The sequence below is a fragment of the Hydrogenophaga pseudoflava genome (assembly GCF_031020795.1).
Taxonomy (GTDB): domain Bacteria; phylum Pseudomonadota; class Gammaproteobacteria; order Burkholderiales; family Burkholderiaceae_C; genus Hydrogenophaga; species Hydrogenophaga pseudoflava_A.
Map to the genome: position 1 here is coordinate 1,124,128 of NZ_JAVHJP010000001.1, position 15,539 is coordinate 1,139,666.

The 15,539-nt window shown below is 70.0% G+C and carries 12 protein-coding genes; 3 read left to right on the forward strand and 9 right to left on the reverse strand.

Annotated elements, in window-relative coordinates:
* The first annotated feature begins 126 nt into the window (after nt 1-126).
* Nucleotides 127-2,238: a replication restart helicase PriA gene (gene priA / locus RCO38_RS05495; RefSeq protein WP_308327262.1), complete on the forward strand. Its 2,112-nt coding sequence runs from the start codon at nt 127-129 to the stop codon at nt 2,236-2,238.
* 1 nt (nt 2,239) lies between these two features.
* Here priA and RCO38_RS05500 read toward each other — a convergent pair whose 3' ends face one another.
* The 5 genes from RCO38_RS05500 to peaA form a co-directional block, all read right to left on the reverse strand.
* Complete coding sequence (locus RCO38_RS05500; protein WP_308327264.1) at nt 2,240-2,797, reverse strand: histidine phosphatase family protein; 558 nt, start codon at nt 2,795-2,797, stop codon at nt 2,240-2,242.
* A 72-nt stretch (nt 2,798-2,869) separates the two neighbouring features.
* The gene (gene peaD / locus RCO38_RS05505; RefSeq protein ID WP_308327265.1) at nt 2,870-3,997 is read right to left on the reverse strand and encodes a quinohemoprotein amine dehydrogenase subunit beta; all 1,128 of its coding nucleotides are present in this window, start codon (nt 3,995-3,997) and stop codon (nt 2,870-2,872) included.
* A gap of 20 nt (nt 3,998-4,017) precedes the next feature.
* On the reverse strand, nt 4,018-4,338 hold the full coding sequence (gene qhpC, locus RCO38_RS05510; protein WP_308327266.1) for a quinohemoprotein amine dehydrogenase subunit gamma: 321 nt from the start codon (nt 4,336-4,338) through the stop codon (nt 4,018-4,020).
* A 1-nt stretch (nt 4,339) separates the two neighbouring features.
* A complete protein-coding gene (gene peaB / locus RCO38_RS05515; RefSeq protein WP_308327267.1) occupies nt 4,340-5,770 on the reverse strand; it encodes a quinohemoprotein amine dehydrogenase maturation protein in 1,431 nt (476 codons plus the stop codon).
* Nucleotides 5,771-5,794: 24 nt separating this feature from the next.
* Nucleotides 5,795-7,378 carry a quinohemoprotein amine dehydrogenase subunit alpha gene (peaA, locus tag RCO38_RS05520; protein ID WP_308327268.1) on the reverse strand — a complete coding sequence of 528 codons (1,584 nt, stop codon included), beginning with the start codon at nt 7,376-7,378 and terminating at the stop codon, nt 5,795-5,797.
* Nucleotides 7,379-7,566: 188 nt separating this feature from the next.
* Between peaA and RCO38_RS05525 the strand changes: the two genes are divergently transcribed.
* Complete coding sequence (locus tag RCO38_RS05525) at nt 7,567-8,562, forward strand: helix-turn-helix domain-containing protein (protein WP_308327269.1); 996 nt, start codon at nt 7,567-7,569, stop codon at nt 8,560-8,562.
* Between the two features lie 18 nt (nt 8,563-8,580).
* On the opposite strand, the gene qhpG is transcribed toward RCO38_RS05525, so the two are convergent.
* The 4 genes from qhpG to katG all read right to left on the reverse strand — a co-directional run bounded on the left by qhpG (nt 8,581) and on the right by katG (nt 14,693).
* Nucleotides 8,581-9,939, reverse strand: a complete 1,359-nt coding sequence (qhpG, locus tag RCO38_RS05530) for a flavin-dependent monooxygenase QhpG (protein WP_308327270.1) — start codon at nt 9,937-9,939, stop codon at nt 8,581-8,583.
* On the reverse strand, nt 9,936-10,598 hold the full coding sequence (gene qhpE, locus RCO38_RS05535) for a subtilisin-like serine protease QhpE (RefSeq protein WP_308327271.1): 663 nt from the start codon (nt 10,596-10,598) through the stop codon (nt 9,936-9,938). The genes qhpG and qhpE overlap by 4 nt, the downstream gene beginning before the upstream one ends.
* Nucleotides 10,591-12,330, reverse strand: coding sequence for an ABC transporter ATP-binding protein (locus tag RCO38_RS05540; protein ID WP_308327272.1), 1,740 nt, complete (start codon nt 12,328-12,330; stop codon nt 10,591-10,593). Before RCO38_RS05540 ends, qhpE begins: the two co-directional genes overlap by 8 nt.
* Before the next feature lie 167 nt (nt 12,331-12,497).
* On the reverse strand, nt 12,498-14,693 hold the full coding sequence (katG, locus tag RCO38_RS05545; RefSeq protein WP_308327273.1) for a catalase/peroxidase HPI: 2,196 nt from the start codon (nt 14,691-14,693) through the stop codon (nt 12,498-12,500).
* Between the two features lie 325 nt (nt 14,694-15,018).
* On the opposite strand from katG, the gene RCO38_RS05550 reads away from it, so the two are divergent.
* Nucleotides 15,019-15,534, forward strand: a complete 516-nt coding sequence (locus tag RCO38_RS05550; protein WP_308327274.1) for a hypothetical protein — start codon at nt 15,019-15,021, stop codon at nt 15,532-15,534.
* Nucleotides 15,535-15,539 lie beyond the last annotated feature (5 nt).

Below are 15,539 nucleotides of genomic sequence, written 5' to 3' on the forward strand. Positions count from 1 at the left end.
TCCCGGGCCCGAAAACACAGCTATCAACAAAGTTATCCACAGAAAGTCTGGACAGTTGTGGAAGCCATGACAAATCAATGACTTACCCGGTTTTTCGACAGTTCAACTGAGGAAAAAGCGCCAAATATGCCTACCTGGTCCAGCGTGGTCGTTGCGGCCCCGGCCCACAGCGGTCTCGGTCCGGCGCTGAGTTACCGAAGTGAGTTGTCGCTCGCGCCGGGAACGCTGGTGCGCGTGCCGCTGGGCGCGCGCGAGGTACTGGGCGTGGTGTGGGACGGGCCGGACGAACCTCCCCCGGGACTGGACCCGGCGCTGGCCAAATCGGTCATCGGGGTGCTCGAAGGCCTGCCGCCGTTGAGCGTCACCTGGCAACAGTTGGTCACATTTTCGGCGCGCTACTACCAGCGCAGCCTGGGCGAGGTGGCGCTGGCGGCGCTGCCGCCGCAGCTGCGCGAACTGGACGCGGCGCAGCTGGCGCGGCGTCTCAAGCGCCGTGCGAAGACGGTGGCCCCGGCCGGGGGGAACGGAGGCCTCGCAAATGCGGCGCCCCCGTCGAGCGAGGAGCAGGCGGCGGTGCTGACGGCCCTGCCGACGGCCACCGAGCCGGTGCTGCTGTATGGCGCCACCGGCAGCGGCAAGACCGAGGTCTACCTGCGCGCGACCGAAGACGCACTGGCCGCCGACACCGCGGCGCAAGTGCTGGTGATGGTGCCGGAGATCAACCTCACGCCGCAGCTCGAAGCGCGCTTCCGCGAGCGTTTTGCGCCCCTGTACGGCGAGGGCGCGGTGGTGTCCATGCACAGCGGCATGACGCCCGCGCAGCGGCTGGCGAGCTGGCTGGCGGCGCACAGCGGGCAGGCGCGCATCGTGCTGGGCACGCGCATGGCGGTGTTCGCCAGCCTGCCGGGCCTGCGCCTGATCGTGGTCGATGAAGAACACGACCCGAGCTACAAAAGCCAGGACGGCGCGCGTTATTCGGCGCGCGATCTCGCGGTCTACCGCGCCAAGGTGGAGAGCGAGGCGCTGGCAGCCCGCGGCCAGCGCTGCCAGGTGATCCTGGGCTCGGCCACGCCCTCGCTGGAGAGCTGGCACGCCGCCGACCAGGGCCGCTACAAACGGCTGGAGATGCCCGCGCGCATCGGCGGCGGCGCCCTGCCCCGGCTGCGGCTGGTGGACATGAACCACCAGCCCAAGGGCGCGAGCATCGCGCCGCCGCTGCTGGCGGCGATGGAGGCGCGCATCGCCCGCGGCGAGCAGTGCCTGGTGCTGCTCAACCGCCGCGGTTATGCACCCGTGCTCTCGTGCGACGCCTGTGCCTGGAAGAGCCAGTGCCCGCATTGCAGCACCTTCCGCGTGTTCCACAAGCTCGACCGCACGCTGCGCTGCCACCACTGCGGCTTCAGCTCGCGCGTGCCGCGGTCTTGCCCCGACTGCGGCAACCTGGACATCGCACCGGTGGGGCGCGGCACCGAGCAGATCGAGGAACAGCTGGCCGGGCTGCTCTCGGGCGTGAAGCGGCCCGACGGGCAGCCGGCCAAGGTCGCGCGCATGGACGCCGACACCACGCGGCTCAAGGGCAGTCTGGAGCAGCAGCTGGCCGCGCTGCACAGCGGCGAGGTGGACGTGCTGGTGGGCACGCAGATGGTGGCCAAGGGCCACGACTTCCGCCGCATCACCCTGGTGGCGAGCATCAACGCCGACGCGGCCCTGTTTGCGAGCGACCACCGCGCGCCCGAGCGGCTGTTCGCGTTGCTGATGCAGGCCGCGGGCCGGGCCGGGCGCGACGCGACGCAGGCCGGCGCGAGCGAGATGTGGGTGCAGACCTGGCACCCGGAACACCCGCTGTTCGCGTCCCTGCGCAAGTACGACTTCCCCGGCTTCGCCGCCGCGCAGCTGGCCGAGCGCGAGGCCGCGGGCATGCCGCCCTTCGGCGCCCAGGCGCTGCTGCGCGCCGACGCCCGCACACAGGAAGCGGCGCAGGCGTTTCTCAACGCCGCGGCCGGGGCCGCCGAGGGCCTGCCGCACCGGGACGAGGTGACGCTCTACCCGGCCGTGCCGCTGACCATCCAGCGCGTGGCCAATGTCGAGCGCGCACAGCTGCTGGTGGAAAGCCCCTCGCGCGCGGCGCTGCAGCGCTTCCTTGCGGCCTGGCAACCGCTGCTGCTGGACGGCCGCAGCGTGCCCGGCGCGCGCGGCCTGATCCGCTTCGCGGTGGACGTGGACCCCCTCTCGATCTGAGTCACAGCGTCCGCGTCAGGAAGTGGCCGTTGGGAATGCGGGCGGCCGTGAAGAACTCGGCCTCGGGCACGCCGTCGATCAGGTGGCGCAGACAGCGCACCACGAAGCCGTGCGACACCAGCAGCACGGTCTGGCCCGCGTGCCGTTCGCGCAGGCGATGCAGGCCGCGCGCCACGCGCTCGACCACGGCGCGCGTGGGCTCGGCGCCGGGCGGCTCCAGGTCCCAGCGGTAGGCGGCGTTGCGTGCCGCGAGCTCGGGGAACTGCGCCGCAGCCTCGGCGTCGGTCAGGCCGTCGAAGACGCCGAAGTCGCGCTCACGGAAGTCGGCGTCGAAAGCGATGGGCAGGCCCAGGCGGGCTGCGGCGGGTTCGGCGGTCTGGCGCGCGCGCTGCATGGGCGAGGCCACGATGACCCCGATGCCGGACGGGAGCTGGTCGGCCAGGCGCTGCGCCTGCGCCAGGCCGGCACCGTTCAGCGGCGCGTCGATGCGGCCCTGCCAGCGCTCTTCGGTGTTGAGGTCGGTCTCGCCATGGCGGGCCAGCAGCAGGGTCTGGGGCATGGAACGCGGGAATGAAAAAGAGGTGCCGGCAAGCTTACCGGACACCCCGTTCCGAGAGACCGCGCGCCCAACTCAGCGCGTGAAGGTCTGCGGCGCGGCCGCCCCCATGTCGCCGCCCGGCAGCGCGAGCGTGCTCAGCGGCTTGAGCTCGGCCGCGTCGTACACCGCCAGGTTGTTCCAGGTGCCGCCCAGGTACACCTTGCTGCCGTCCCGGTTCATCGAGATCGTGTAGTGCGAGTGCGGGATCTCCGCCGCCTTGATCAGCTTCTTCTGCTTGATGTCGTATTTCGCCAGCCGGTTGAGCACGCCGAACATCAGGTTCGGGTCCTTGGGCGAGCGCACGCCGGTGAAGTAGATCTCGGTGAAGGGCGCGAAGTCGCGGGTCTCGGTCTGGCCGGTCCTGAGGTTGATGTTGAAGTAGCCGTAGATCCAGTCGGCCGTGGCCGGGTCGTCGGTCTTGCCTTTGAACCTGGCCGTGGTGTAGAGGATGGTGAAGTCGTCCGCGGCGTTCTTCAGCGGCCAGACGCTGAGCACGTCGGGCGGCGCGTAGCGCGGTCGCTTCCAGTTGCGCGACGGGATCGCGACGGTGTGCTGGCCGGTCTGCGGATCGAACTTGTAGATGTCGGGCCCGACCATGTAGAGCGAGCCGTCGTGGCCGGTGGCCATCACCGTCACCTGGCGCGGCGCGGGCAGGGTGCGCAGCGGCCTGGCGCCCTCGCCGGCCAGCGCGTCGTACACCGCCAGCCGCGGCTGGCCGACGCGGTAGTGGTCGGGGTGGAGCGTGGTCGGCGTCTGGATGACGTACAGCTGCTTGCTGTCGTTGCTCAGCGCGAGCGCAAACAGCGCCTTGGCACGCTCGTCGGCCTTCTGCGACATCTTCGCCTGGAACACCAGCTTGCAGCTGTCGAGCGCGATGCCGTGCACCTCGTCGAAGCGGTTGGTGACCAGGTAGGCCGTGGCCTTGTCGGGCGACATGACCAGGGTGGCGGGGCCGACCGAGCCGGGCACGGCGCAGGTCTTGAACAGGCTGTCGGTCTTGAGGTCGACGACGTGCAGGTTGTCGGGGTAGTTGCCGACCACCAGGTACTCGTCGCCCTTGACCAGGGGCTTGTCGGCGTTGAGCGGCGCGGCCAGGGCGGCGGCGGGTGCGAGAGCGGCCAGCGCGAGGGCGCGCCACGCGGGAGCGAATGTGTGGTTCATGCGGGTTCTCCGGTCGCGGGTCACTCGTTGGGGAAGACGGAGCCGAGGTTGCGCCAGTCGTCCTTGGTGCTGGCGGTTTTCTTGCCCCAGTCCGGGTAGGTGTTCATGGTGTCCGGCACCTGGGCCGGCCACCAGCAGGGGTCGGCGCAGCCGTAGAGGTCGGCCTCCATGGGCTGGCACAGCGAGGCGACGCCACCGAAGGCGTCGACCTCCCAGCCGGGGTCGAAGGTGGCGGTGCAGCCGGCCACGCTCTGCATGGCGACCACGTCCTCAACCTGGTTCTGTTCGGCCGCCTGGTCCAGCAGCTGGGCCTTCTGGTTGATGGCTTGGAGGTGTTTCATGTCAGTGCACCTTTCGGGGGGAAATGAAGCGGTCGATGAAGGACGGGTTCTTGGCCATGATTTCGCTGTAGACGCCGATGCCGAAGTCCACCCAGTCGCGCATGAGTTCGCAGTAGTGGTAGGTCGGGTGGATCGGGTCCTGGTAGCGGGCGTAGCTCTCGTGGTAGCAGCCGCCGGCGCAGAAGTTGCGGATGCGGCAGGTCTCGCAGCCGGTGCCCGAGCGGTCCAGCCGCTGGTCGAGAAACTCGCCCAGCGCCTGTTTCTCGATGCCGGTCTTGACGTCGCCGAAGGTCGGCAGCGAGGAGCCGGTGAAGCGGTGGCAGAGGTTGAGGCCGCCTTCGTGGTCCACCGCCAGCATCTTCAGCCCCGCGCCGCAGGGCAGCGCCTTGCGCTGACCTTCGTGCAGGTCGGTGATGAGCTGGTGCAGGTTGGAAAAGCCGGTGGTGCGGCCCTGAAGGGCTTCGCTGAGGTACCGCTCACCGAGCCGCTTGAAGCCGGCGAAGACCTCGTGCAACTCGTCCACCGAGAGGTTGAAGGTGTCGATGTCGCCCGAGGTGACGGGCGCAAAACCAACCTCGGCAAAGCCCAGCTCGTTGAACAGGTGGTCCCAGATGCGCTCGACCTCGGTGGTGCCGTGCGTGAGCGTGACGCGGGCACCGACGGGCCGCGCGTGGTAGCGGGCCAGCAGCTTGCGTGCCTTGTCGCTCACCGTGCGGTAGGTGCCCTTGCCGCCGACGGTGCGCCGATTGCGGTCGTGGATCGCCTCGGGGCCGTCCATGCTGATCGAGAGGCCGAAGCGGTGCTCGTCCAGCCAGTCCACGATCTCGTCGGTCAGCAGCGTGGCGTTGGTGGTCATGACGAAGTCGACCTGCTTGCCCAGCTGGGCGAAGCGGGCCTCGCAGTAGTCGACCACCGCGCGGATCAGCTTGAGGTTGGACAGCGGCTCACCGCCGAAGAAGACCACGCTGAAGCGCTTCTCGTTGGGCGACTCGGCCAGCATCAGCTCGATCGACTGCTGCGCGGTCTCCAGCGACATGCGCCGGCCCTTGTCGGGCGTGTCGAGGTCTTCCTTGTAGCAGTAGGTGCAGCTGAGGTTGCAGCCGGTGTTGACGTTCAGCACCACGGTGTTGATCGCCAGGTGGCCCAGCGTGGTCACCGGCTTGGCGGCGGGCTTGAGGCGGCCGTCGCTCAGCAGGTCCAGCGTCAGCAGCTCGCCGACGGTCTCGCGCAGGTCCTGCTCGTCGAACCGGCCGCGCAGTTGCTGCACCAGCTGGTCGGCCGAGAGGGATTCGGCGCGCACCCGTTCCAGCACGGTGTCGGTCATCTCGTCGATGCCGTACAGCGCATTGGTCGGGATGTGCAGCATCATGGTGCGCTCGCCCACCCGCACCTTGTGCAGGTTGTGTTCGCGCAGGCTCAGGATGTCACTCATGTCTGTGCTCCTTGTGGTGTGCGCTCAGGGCAGCGGCGGGTTGTTCCAGCGCTGCACGGTCACGATGAAGTGGCCCTTGCCGGTCAGCGTCTTCCTGCCTTCGGTCACCGTCGCCACCGCGTTCAGGTTGCCGGCGTTGTTGGTGCTCATGCGGCGCTTCGGGTTGGGGCCGGCGCCGGCCGGCGTGAAGATGCCGGTGTCGGCGTCCATCAGGCCCGCGAACTCGGCGTCGCGGTCCTCCTTGGCCACCTCGTTGAAGGGCTCGACCGACCACTTGGCGGGCACCGGACCGATGGCCCAGTCGTCCTTGGTGCCCTTCTTGCCGTCGCGCCCCACCGAGTGGGCGATGGCCTCGAAGCGGCCCTGCACCACCGGCGTCGAACCACCGTTGCCACCGATGCGGCCCACCGCGTACTCGGGCGCCACCTTCACGTAGTCGATGCGGTCGAACACCGCCAGCGGGCTGCTCGCCGCGCCGACCTGGAGCGTCTTCACGCCTTTGGCCGCCGACTTCGCCGCCGCGACCTTGAGCACCAGCTGGTTCGCATCGCGCGAGACGGTCTCGGCCACGCTCAGGGCCTTGGGCAGCTTCACCTCGCCATCGAGCCCGGTGCCGACGATGCGCAGCGTGGCAGTCTCACCCGCACGGATGAGGGCCGGCTGCACCGCCAGCACCACCGCACCCTTGCCCTGCCGGGCCGCGTTCAGGTCGCCGCCGCTGGCGTCCTGCTCACGCTCGTACATGCGGCCGCTGGCCCGGTCGCCGTCCAGCGCCAGCACCTGGCGCATCTTCACGCCACCCACGTCGAGGTCGGCGCGCCACTCGTAACCGGTGTAGACCAGGGCCGTGCCGCTGCCCTTGAGCGGACTGCCATCGGCCCAGGCGCCGTCGAGACCCACCGTGTAGCGGTCGGTGCCGCTGCCGGCGGCGACCGTCATCACGCCCGCGTAGTCGCCCCTGCCGGGCCAGCGGCCGGCCACCGTCCAGGCGCCCACGGGGCTCACCGGCGCCTTGGCCTTCCAGTCGTCCCAGGCCTTGGACTCGTAGGGGTAGGTCTTGGCGAGGTAGGGCACCATCTCTTTCAGGGCAATGCCCAGCCAGTCGCGGTCGCGGCCACCGGCCTGGTATTCGGTGGTCGGGAACTGGCCCAGGTGGAAGTGCACCAGGTGCTCCCACTCGGCCATCGGCCGGCGCTGCAGCTCGACCCGCGCACCGGAGTGGCAGCGCGCGCACATCTGGCCGAACAGTTCGGTCTTGTGCTGCTCGATGGTGTTCAGGCGCCGCTCCATCGCGAAGCGCGCGCCCTGGGTTTCGGATGGTGCCAGGCCCTGCGTGTCGGCCAGGTGTTTCACCACGGTGCGCACCTCCTCGGTCGAGAGCGGCGCGTTGTGCATGGTGCGCATGCGCGTGACCGTCATCAGCCAGCCCTCGGGCGACTTGCGCTGCTGCAGGCGGTTGACCTGGTCACCCACCTTGGTGTGGCAGGTGACGCACTTGCTGTTGATGATCTCCTGCGCAGTGGCGGCGCCCGCGGCCGGCGTTGCCGCCAGCCACGCCAGCGCCGCGCCCAGCGGCAGCAGCGACCTGAGTGTCTGTGTCCAGTTCATGGGGGTTCTCTCCTCGCAAAGTCACCGCCTTCTGGCGGCGTGCGATTCACTTTAGGGAGATTCCCGATGGCGCCGTATCCACTTTTGGCAAACGCTTGCGCACCTGCCCGGCGGCATGTTTTTTGCACCGCAGCACAGGCGCGCACCACCCGCGTGCAGATTCCGCCCCACGAATTGCGAGTCGCCCCATGAACCGGTTCCTAGGACATCCCACCCCGCGCAGCGCCGGCGCCGACGCGGTGGACGTGCGCGTGAGCGACACGCACGACGCGGACGAGCAGGCCGCCTGCCTGACCGACTGGGGCCAGTGCTACGAGCAGATGAGCCACGGCAGCTTCGACGGCCACTTCGAGTCTTACCGCTTCGACGGCATCGAGATCTTCCGCGAAGACACCAACCAGGTGGTGCAGCAGTACGGCCAGCCCCAGGCCGGCACCATGACGCTGGCGGCACTGCTGGACACCAGCGAGGACGGGCGCTTCTGCGGCACGCCGGTCACCCCCGACCACTACTTCTTCCTGCGCGGCGGCAAGGAGTTCCACTTCCGCACGCCGCAGCGCGTGACGCTGGCCGCGGTGACGGTGGACCTGGAGCGCTTCGGCGCCTACTGCCAGCGCGTGGGCGAACTGCCGCCGCCCGGCGCCTGTGTGGACAACGGCCTGATCCGCAAGGGTGTGCAGGACGAGCTGGGGGGCGTGCTCACCAGCCTGATGCAGAGCATCCGCCACTCGCCCGACATGCTGCGCCACGACACCCTGCGCCGCTGCCTGGCCGAGGGCCTGCACAGCACCGTGTTGGGTCTGTGCGGGCCGACGGAGAACACCAGCAAGGACCTGACCGCCTGCACGCGGCAGTACGTGGTGAACAAGGCGCGCGACTACATGCGCGAGCATGTGGACGAGCCGATCACGGTGAGCGACCTGTGCGCGCACATCCGCGTCTCGCGCCGCACGCTGCAGTACTCGTTCCAGGACGTACTGGGCACCAACCCGGCGCGCTACCTGCGCAACATGCGCCTGAACGGCGCCCGGCGCGAGATCCGCCGCCAGACCGACGAGCGCGCGCCGCTGGCCGACATCGCGGCGCGCTGGGGCTTCTGGCATCCCTCGCGGTTCGCCTCGGAATACAAGTCGCTGTTCGGCGAACTGCCCTCGGCCACGCTCAAGGCCGCGGTGCGGCACTGAGCGGCCGCTGGCCGGCGGCTACAGCCCGCCCTGCGCGCGCAGCCAGCGCAGCGCCGACTGGGCCTTCTCCAACGATCCGCCCAGCAGCGGCGCCAGCGCCTCCACCTCTCGCCCCGGCGCGGACTGGGCGGCGCGCCACAGCGGCGCCACCTCGACCCCGTCCACGTGCCAGATGCCCAGCGGCTGGTCGGCCGTGACCAGCGCCTCGGCCAGGCGGATGCGGTCGCGGTCCACCACCGGCCGTTGTTCGATGCGCGGTGGTCCGTCGCCTTCGGCAGCATGGGCGGGCTGCGCGTCGGGCCAGGCGCGGCGCGCCGCCCAGAAGGGTTGACCGGCCCAGCGCTGCTCCTGCGCATAGAAGTCGCGCCCGATGCGCGCGAAGCGCTGGAACAGGCCCTGCACCCGCTCGGTGTGGAAGCGCCGCGCGTGCGGCGCATCGGCCGGGTGTTTCAGCAGGGTGTGGACCACCATCGGCGCCTGCAGCGCGGACGAGAGCGACTGGAAGATGCCGTTGCCCGAGAGCGGGTCGGCCGCCATGGCCGCGTCTCCCACGCGCAGCCAGGTGGCGCCACAGACTTCGGGCGCCAGCACCGCGCCGCTGGTGCGCGCCAGCGCGTGCACCTCGGTGGCCGCGGTATCCAGAAACGGCAAGGCCGCTTCGACCGTGGACAGCCGTTCGCGGACGAAGGCGCCGAGTTGAGCGCGCGGCGGCAGCGCGATGGCCGACGGATCGACCGTGAGCTGCAGCGCCACGGCGCCGCCCGGCAGCCGCGCGCACCAGGCCCAGCCGCCGGGCAGGCTTTCCACCGCCGACCCCGCCTTGCCGCCCGCCGCGCCCTGGCCGCGCCAGAGCAGGGCCACGGTCTCGGGTCCACGGGTCACGCCCTGCGGCGGGTGCGGCGCCAGGCGGCCTCGCGCCTCGACCACGAAGCGGGCGCGCAGGGTCGTCGGCTGCGTCTCGTCGGGGCGCTGGATCTGCAGCGTGTGGCCGACTTCGCCGTGCTTGTCGTGCTCGCCGGATTGCCAGCGCAGCACGCGCGCGGCGATGCACTCGACGCCGTGCTCCTGCAGTTCCTGCCAGAGCAGGCGGTCGAACGCCGCGCGGTCGACCAGTCGTTCGCTGTTGAGCGCAGTGGTCGCACCGGCCCAGGTCGCGCGTCGCGGCGAGGGTTCGGCGATGGCCGCCAGCGCCGCCTCGATGCCCACACCACGCAGGCCGGCGACCACCCGGTCGGACACGCCCTCGATGGCGTCGAAGGCGCGCGGCACGCCGAGCACGGTGACGGCGTGGCCCAGCCGGCGCAGACCCAGCGCGACGGCGGCGCCGGCCGGCCCCGCGCCCAGCACCACGATGCCGCGCTCGGTCACAGGGCTCATGCGCTGCGCCGCTCAGGGCCGTGGAAGGCGGCGCTGGCCACCAGCGCCTGCCACACCGCATCACGCGTGGGCGCCACGCCCGCCGCCAGCAGCGCCGCCACGCGCCCGCTCAGGTGGGCACAGCCCAGGCTGGCCCCGGCGTGGGCGCGGTCACCGTCGGGCGGCAGCACGCAGGCGCCGAAGTCGGCATGGGGCAAGCCCAGCGCCGAATGCTGGCCGGGCGCGCAGCGCGCGTCGCCCATCACGCGAATCACACCCGGGTAGGCCGCGGGAAACACCGGCCCGCCGCGCGCGGGGGTGGACGCGACCAGCAGGCAGCCGCGGGCCATCGCGCGTTCGCAGGCCGCTCGCAGCGGCGGATGGTCCTGCCGCACGCCGAGGCTGAGGTTGATGAGCGCCGCGCCCTCGTCCACCAGCCACTCCACCGCACGCGCGACCGTCGCCATGTCGGTGCGCAGCGCGTCGCCGAACACCTGGGCCACCACGAAGCCGGCCTGCGGCGCCAGCGCGGCCATGGCCTGCAGCGTGCGCGTGCCGTGGCCCAGGCGGTCCATCGCGTCGCCGCCGCCCACCACAAAGCACCGCGCCGCGAACACACGGTCTTCCAGCGCCAGTGGCCAGCCGCTGTCCACCACGCCGACGCGCACCGGCTCAGGCATGCGCGGCCTCCGCGCCCTCGCGCGCCTGCACCTCGATGCGCCCGCCGGCCAGGTGCAGGCGCAGCGAACAGCCCGCCCAGGCGCTGGGCCGGTGGCTGACGATCAGGCGCGTGCGGCCGGCGAAGCAGGCGTCGATCTGCGCCAGGATCTGCGCCTCCATGGCCTCGTCCACCGCCGAGGTCGCTTCGTCGAGGATCAGCACCGCCGGGTCCTGCAGCAGCGCGCGCGCGATCGCGATGCGCTGGCGCTGGCCGCCCGAGAGGGTCTGGCCGCGCTCGCCGACGGTGGTGTGCAGGCCCTCGGGCAGCGAGGCGATCCAGTCCGACAACCCGGCGCGCTGCGCCGCCTGCGCCACCGCCGCCTCGTCGGCGTCCGGGCAGGCGTAGCGCAGGTTCTCCAGCAGCGGCGCGCGGAACAGCACGATGTCCTGGCTCACCACCGCCACCGCGCGGCGCAGCTCGGCCAGGGCGAGCTGGCGCAGGTCCACGCCGTCGAGCGTGACCGCGCCGGCCTGCGGGTCGTGGTGGCGCAGCAGCAGGTCGATCAGCGTGCTCTTGCCCGCACCCGAGGCGCCTGTCAGGGCCACACAGGCGCCGGCGGGAATCACGGCGCTCGCACCCGCCAGCACCGGCTCGCCCCCGCCAGGATGGGCGAACACCACACCGTCGAGCCGCAGCTCGCCGCGCGGCGGCGACGGCAGCGGCATCGGATCGGCCGGTTCGCTCACGGTCACCGGCTCGTCGCGCAGCCCGGCCACGCGCTCCAGGCTCACGCGCACCTTCTGCAGCCCCACGTACCAGCCCAGCAGGCTGTTGACCGGGCCGCTCGCCATGCCGAGGTAGGTGGAGAAAGCGACCAGCGAACCCAGCGCCCACTGGCCATCGATGACCCAGGCGCCGCCAATCAGAAAGGCCAGCGCGCGCGTCCAGGCGGTGAGCTGGCCGGGCACGGCGTGAGTGGTGAACTCGATGATCTGCAGCCGCAGCAGCGACGACAGGTAACCCGCGTGCAGCCCGTCCAGGCGCCGCGCCTCGCGCGCCTCCTGCCGGCTGGCCTGCACGAACTTGAGTGCCGGCAGCACCTCGACGAAGAAGCTGGACACATCGCCCGAGCGCTCGCGCAGCGCGCGCGTGCCCTCGGCCACGCGCGGGCGCATGCGCCGCAGCCACCACCACTCCAGCGGCAGCAACAGCGCCACCAGCAGGGTCAGTTCCCACGACAGCCAGAGCATCCAGCCCACCGCGCCCACCAGGCCCAGCAGGTTGGAGAGCACAGCGAACAGGCTGTCGACCGCGAAGCGCTGGATCTCGGCCATGTCGCCGTCCAGCCGAGACATCACGTCGCCGGTGCGCCAGCGCGCCCAGAACGAGGGCGAGAGCCGCTGCAGATGGGCGAACACGTCGTGCCGCAGGTCGAACAGCACCGCGGCCGAGAGCTTCGTGTGCAGGTAGCGGTTCAGTCCCGCCAGCAGCGTGGCGACCAGACCGGCCAGCAGCATGAAGAGCGCGGTGGTCCAGAGCACCTCGTGGCTGCGCGCGATCAGCCCGTCGTCGATCAGCCGCTTGACCAGCAGCGGCTGCAGCAGCACCAGGGCCGAGGCAATGACCGACAGCGCCAGCACGCCGCCCATGGCGCGTGCGCGCGGCCGCACGAAACCGAACAGCCACGCCCAGTGCCGGCGCTCGCCTTCAGGGCGCCGCCGGGCCAGCAGCGGAGCGAGCAGGCCGAACATGGCGGCATGGTGGCACAGGCGCTTCGATGCACCAATGCGGTTGTCGCGGACAGACAGCAACCGGAACGGTTTGCCAAAAACGGCTACCCCAGAAACAGAAAACTCCCGCCAGAGGGGGAGTCTTTCGAGGGCACCCGAGGAAGCGGCGTCAGCCGCGCAGGGGGTGCTTACAGACTCATCACCTTGTTCCAGGCCGCCACGAAGTCCTTCACGAACTTATTGCCGTTGTCGCTCTGCGCATAGACCTCGGCGATCGCCCGCAGCTGCGAGTTGGAACCGAAGGCCAAGTCGACGCGGGTCGCGGTCCACTTCACCGCGCCGGTCTGGCGGTCGCGGCCTTCGTAGGCGTTGTCACCCGTCGGCTTCCAGGCGGTGGACATGTCGACCAGATTCACGAAGAAGTCGTTCGTCAGCTGGCCCGGGCGCTGGGTGAACACGCCGTGCTTCGATCCGCCGTGGTTGGCGCCGAGCACGCGCAGGCCGCCGACCAGCACCGTCATTTCGGGCGCGGACAGCGTGAGCAGCTGCGCCTTGTCGAGCAGCATCTCTTCGGGCGAGACGCGGAAGGCCTGCTGGCGGTAGTTGCGGAAGCCGTCGACCACCGGTTCGAGCACGGCGAAGGACTCCACATCGGTCTGCTCGGCCGTGGCGTCGGTGCGGCCGGGGGTGAAGGGCACCTCCACCGGGTGGCCCGCGGCCTTGGCCGCCGACTCCACACCGGCGTTGCCGGCCAGCACGATCAGGTCGGCCAGGCTGAGCTGCTTGCCGCCCGCGGCACCGGCGTTGAAGCCGCGCCGGATCTCTTCCAGCACCGCGAGCACCTTGGCCAGCTGGGCCGGCTGGTTGGCCTCCCAGTCTTTCTGCGGCGCCAGGCGGACGCGGGCGCCGTTGCTGCCGCCGCGCCGGTCGGAACCGCGGTAGGTGGAGGCCGAGGCCCAGGCGGTGGAGACCAGCTCGCTCACCGAGAGGCCGCTGGCCAGCACGCGGGCCTTGAGCTCGCTGGCGTCGGCGGCGTCGATCAGCGCATGGGTGACTGGCGGCACCGGGTCCTGCCAGATCAGGTCTTCGGCCGGAACCTCGGGGCCGAGATAGCGGGCCTTGGGGCCCATGTCGCGGTGGGTCAGCTTGAACCAGGCGCGGGCGTAGGCGTCGGCGAATTCCTCGGGGTTCGCCAGGAAGTGGCGCGAGATCTTTTCGTAGGCCGGGTCGAAGCGCAGCGAGAGGTCGGCCGTGGTCATCACGGGCGGGTGCTTCTTGCTCGGGTCGTGCGCGTCGACCACCATGTCCTCGGGCGCGACGTTCTTGGCGCGCCACTGGATGGCGCCGGCCGCGGTGGTCATCTGCTCCCACTCGTATTTGAAGAGCACCTTGAAGTAGCCCATGTCCCACTGCGTGGGGTTGGGTTTCCAGGCGCCTTCGAAGCCGCTGGTGGTGGTGTCACCGCCCTTGCCGCTGCCGTGTGCGTTGATCCAGCCCAGGCCCATTTCCTCGACGGGTGCGGCCTCCGGCTCGGGGCCGACCAGCATCGAATCACCCGCACCGTGCATCTTGCCGAAGGTGTGGCCGCCGGCCACCAGGGCCACGGTTTCGTAGTCGTTCATGGCCATGCGGGCGAAGGTCTCGCGCACGTCGCGGCCCGACGCCACCGGGTCGGGCTTGCCGTCGGGGCCCTGCGGGTTCACGTAGATCAGGCCCATCTGCACAGCCGCCAGCGGGTTCTCCAGCTCGCGCTCGCCGCTGTAGCGGCTGTTCGGCTTGTCGCTGGTGGCCAGCCATTCCTTCTCGGCGCCCCAGTAGATGTCTTCTTCGGGCGCCCAGATGTCTTCGCGGCCGCCGCCGAAACCGAAGGTCTTGAAACCCATGGTCTCCATGGCCACGTTGCCGGCCAGGACGAACAGGTCGGCCCACGAAATGGCGTTGCCGTACTTCTGCTTGATCGGCCACAGCAGGCGGCGGCCCTTGTCGAGGTTGCCGTTGTCGGGCCAGCTGTTGAGCGGGGCGAAGCGCTGGTTGCCGGTGTTGGCGCCGCCGCGGCCGTCGGCCGTGCGGTAGGTGCCGGCGGCGTGCCAGGCCAGGCGGATCATTAGGCCGCCGTAGTGGCCGTAGTCGGCGGGCCACCAGTCCTGGCTCTGGGTCATGAGGTCGGCCAGGTCTTTCTTCAGCGCCTTGAAATCCAGCTTCTGGAAGGCTTCGGCGTAGTCGAAGTCCGGGTCCATCGGGTTGGACACCGGCTGGTGCTGGTGCAGGATGGACAGGTTGAGCTGGTTGGGCCACCAGTCGGCGTTGGACTGGACGCCGTGCGTGGCGCGGGCTCCGCCGGCGGCGTGGAAGGGGCACTTGGCTTCGGTGGTCGGATGGCTCATGCGGATCTCCTTGGATAAGTGGTTCGGCCGGAAAACGGACTCAGTGCGAAGCAGCCAGCGCCGCCAGCGCTTCAATCCAGTCGCTGTGAACGGTGGGGGACGATGAGGACGGCTTCATGACGGGCTCCGGTGTCGTTGAGGAGCCACGACTTTAGAAGCTCACTATTGAGATGTCGATTCAATTGATTGAATCAATTTCATAGGGATTGCCAATGCGGCGGAGCAGCACGGCGGAACTGGCAAGCCCTGCAAGGGGGATGGAGGCCGGGCCTCCGGACGTGCTCCAATGCGCGCCGGAGTGCAATCAACCTGGGGAGGAAAGAAGATGAAGACGATTCAGACCACGTTCCAGCGCCTGTGGCGGACATGGATGGCTCTGGCGCTGCTGGTGGTTTTGGCGGGATGTGCGACGGGACAGAAGCTCGTGTCGCACTCCTTCAACTACGACGGCTTCTACGACAAGTGGGCCGACCAGGTTGATCTGCTGGCGTACAGCTATGGCAACACGTACTACAAGCTCAACGACAAGGCTGACCCAGGCAGCACCTTGGGTGCGCAAAACAACGTCAACGGCCCCATTCCGGTCGGTGAGTTCCTGTATGTGCAGTGGCGCCTCAAGGCCACTGGCGAGGTGCTGGAGCAGCGGGTCGAGCTGCGTGATCGATTGCCTCGAGACATGACGGATCACGAGCTGACCTTCCTGATGGATGGCCGGCAGTTGTACGTGTATGTCGTGACGCCTCGCCGCAAGAAGTCGTATGACGAACCCCCGATCCTCAAGACGTGGCGATCAGAGTTTGCCCACGCCTACGAGATCTTCCCCACCCTGCGCAAGCCTTGAGGAAC

Excerpts from the sequence above, each read along its gene's own strand:
- priA (WP_308327262.1), top strand. The coding sequence starts at position 127 with ATGCCTACCTGGTCCAGCGTGGTCGTTGCGGCCCCGGCCCACAGCGGT.
- RCO38_RS05500 (WP_308327264.1), bottom strand. The coding sequence starts at position 2,797 with ATGCCCCAGACCCTGCTGCTGGCCCGCCATGGCGAGACCGACCTCAAC.
- peaD (WP_308327265.1), bottom strand. The coding sequence starts at position 3,997 with ATGAACCACACATTCGCTCCCGCGTGGCGCGCCCTCGCGCTGGCCGCT.
- qhpC (WP_308327266.1), bottom strand. The coding sequence starts at position 4,338 with ATGAAACACCTCCAAGCCATCAACCAGAAGGCCCAGCTGCTGGACCAG.
- peaB (WP_308327267.1), bottom strand. The coding sequence starts at position 5,770 with ATGAGTGACATCCTGAGCCTGCGCGAACACAACCTGCACAAGGTGCGG.
- peaA (WP_308327268.1), bottom strand. The coding sequence starts at position 7,378 with ATGAACTGGACACAGACACTCAGGTCGCTGCTGCCGCTGGGCGCGGCG.
- RCO38_RS05525 (WP_308327269.1), top strand. The coding sequence starts at position 7,567 with ATGAACCGGTTCCTAGGACATCCCACCCCGCGCAGCGCCGGCGCCGAC.
- qhpG (WP_308327270.1), bottom strand. The coding sequence starts at position 9,939 with ATGAGCCCTGTGACCGAGCGCGGCATCGTGGTGCTGGGCGCGGGGCCG.
- qhpE (WP_308327271.1), bottom strand. The coding sequence starts at position 10,598 with ATGCCTGAGCCGGTGCGCGTCGGCGTGGTGGACAGCGGCTGGCCACTG.
- RCO38_RS05540 (WP_308327272.1), bottom strand. The coding sequence starts at position 12,330 with ATGTTCGGCCTGCTCGCTCCGCTGCTGGCCCGGCGGCGCCCTGAAGGC.
- katG (WP_308327273.1), bottom strand. The coding sequence starts at position 14,693 with ATGAGCCATCCGACCACCGAAGCCAAGTGCCCCTTCCACGCCGCCGGC.
- RCO38_RS05550 (WP_308327274.1), top strand. The coding sequence starts at position 15,019 with ATGAAGACGATTCAGACCACGTTCCAGCGCCTGTGGCGGACATGGATG.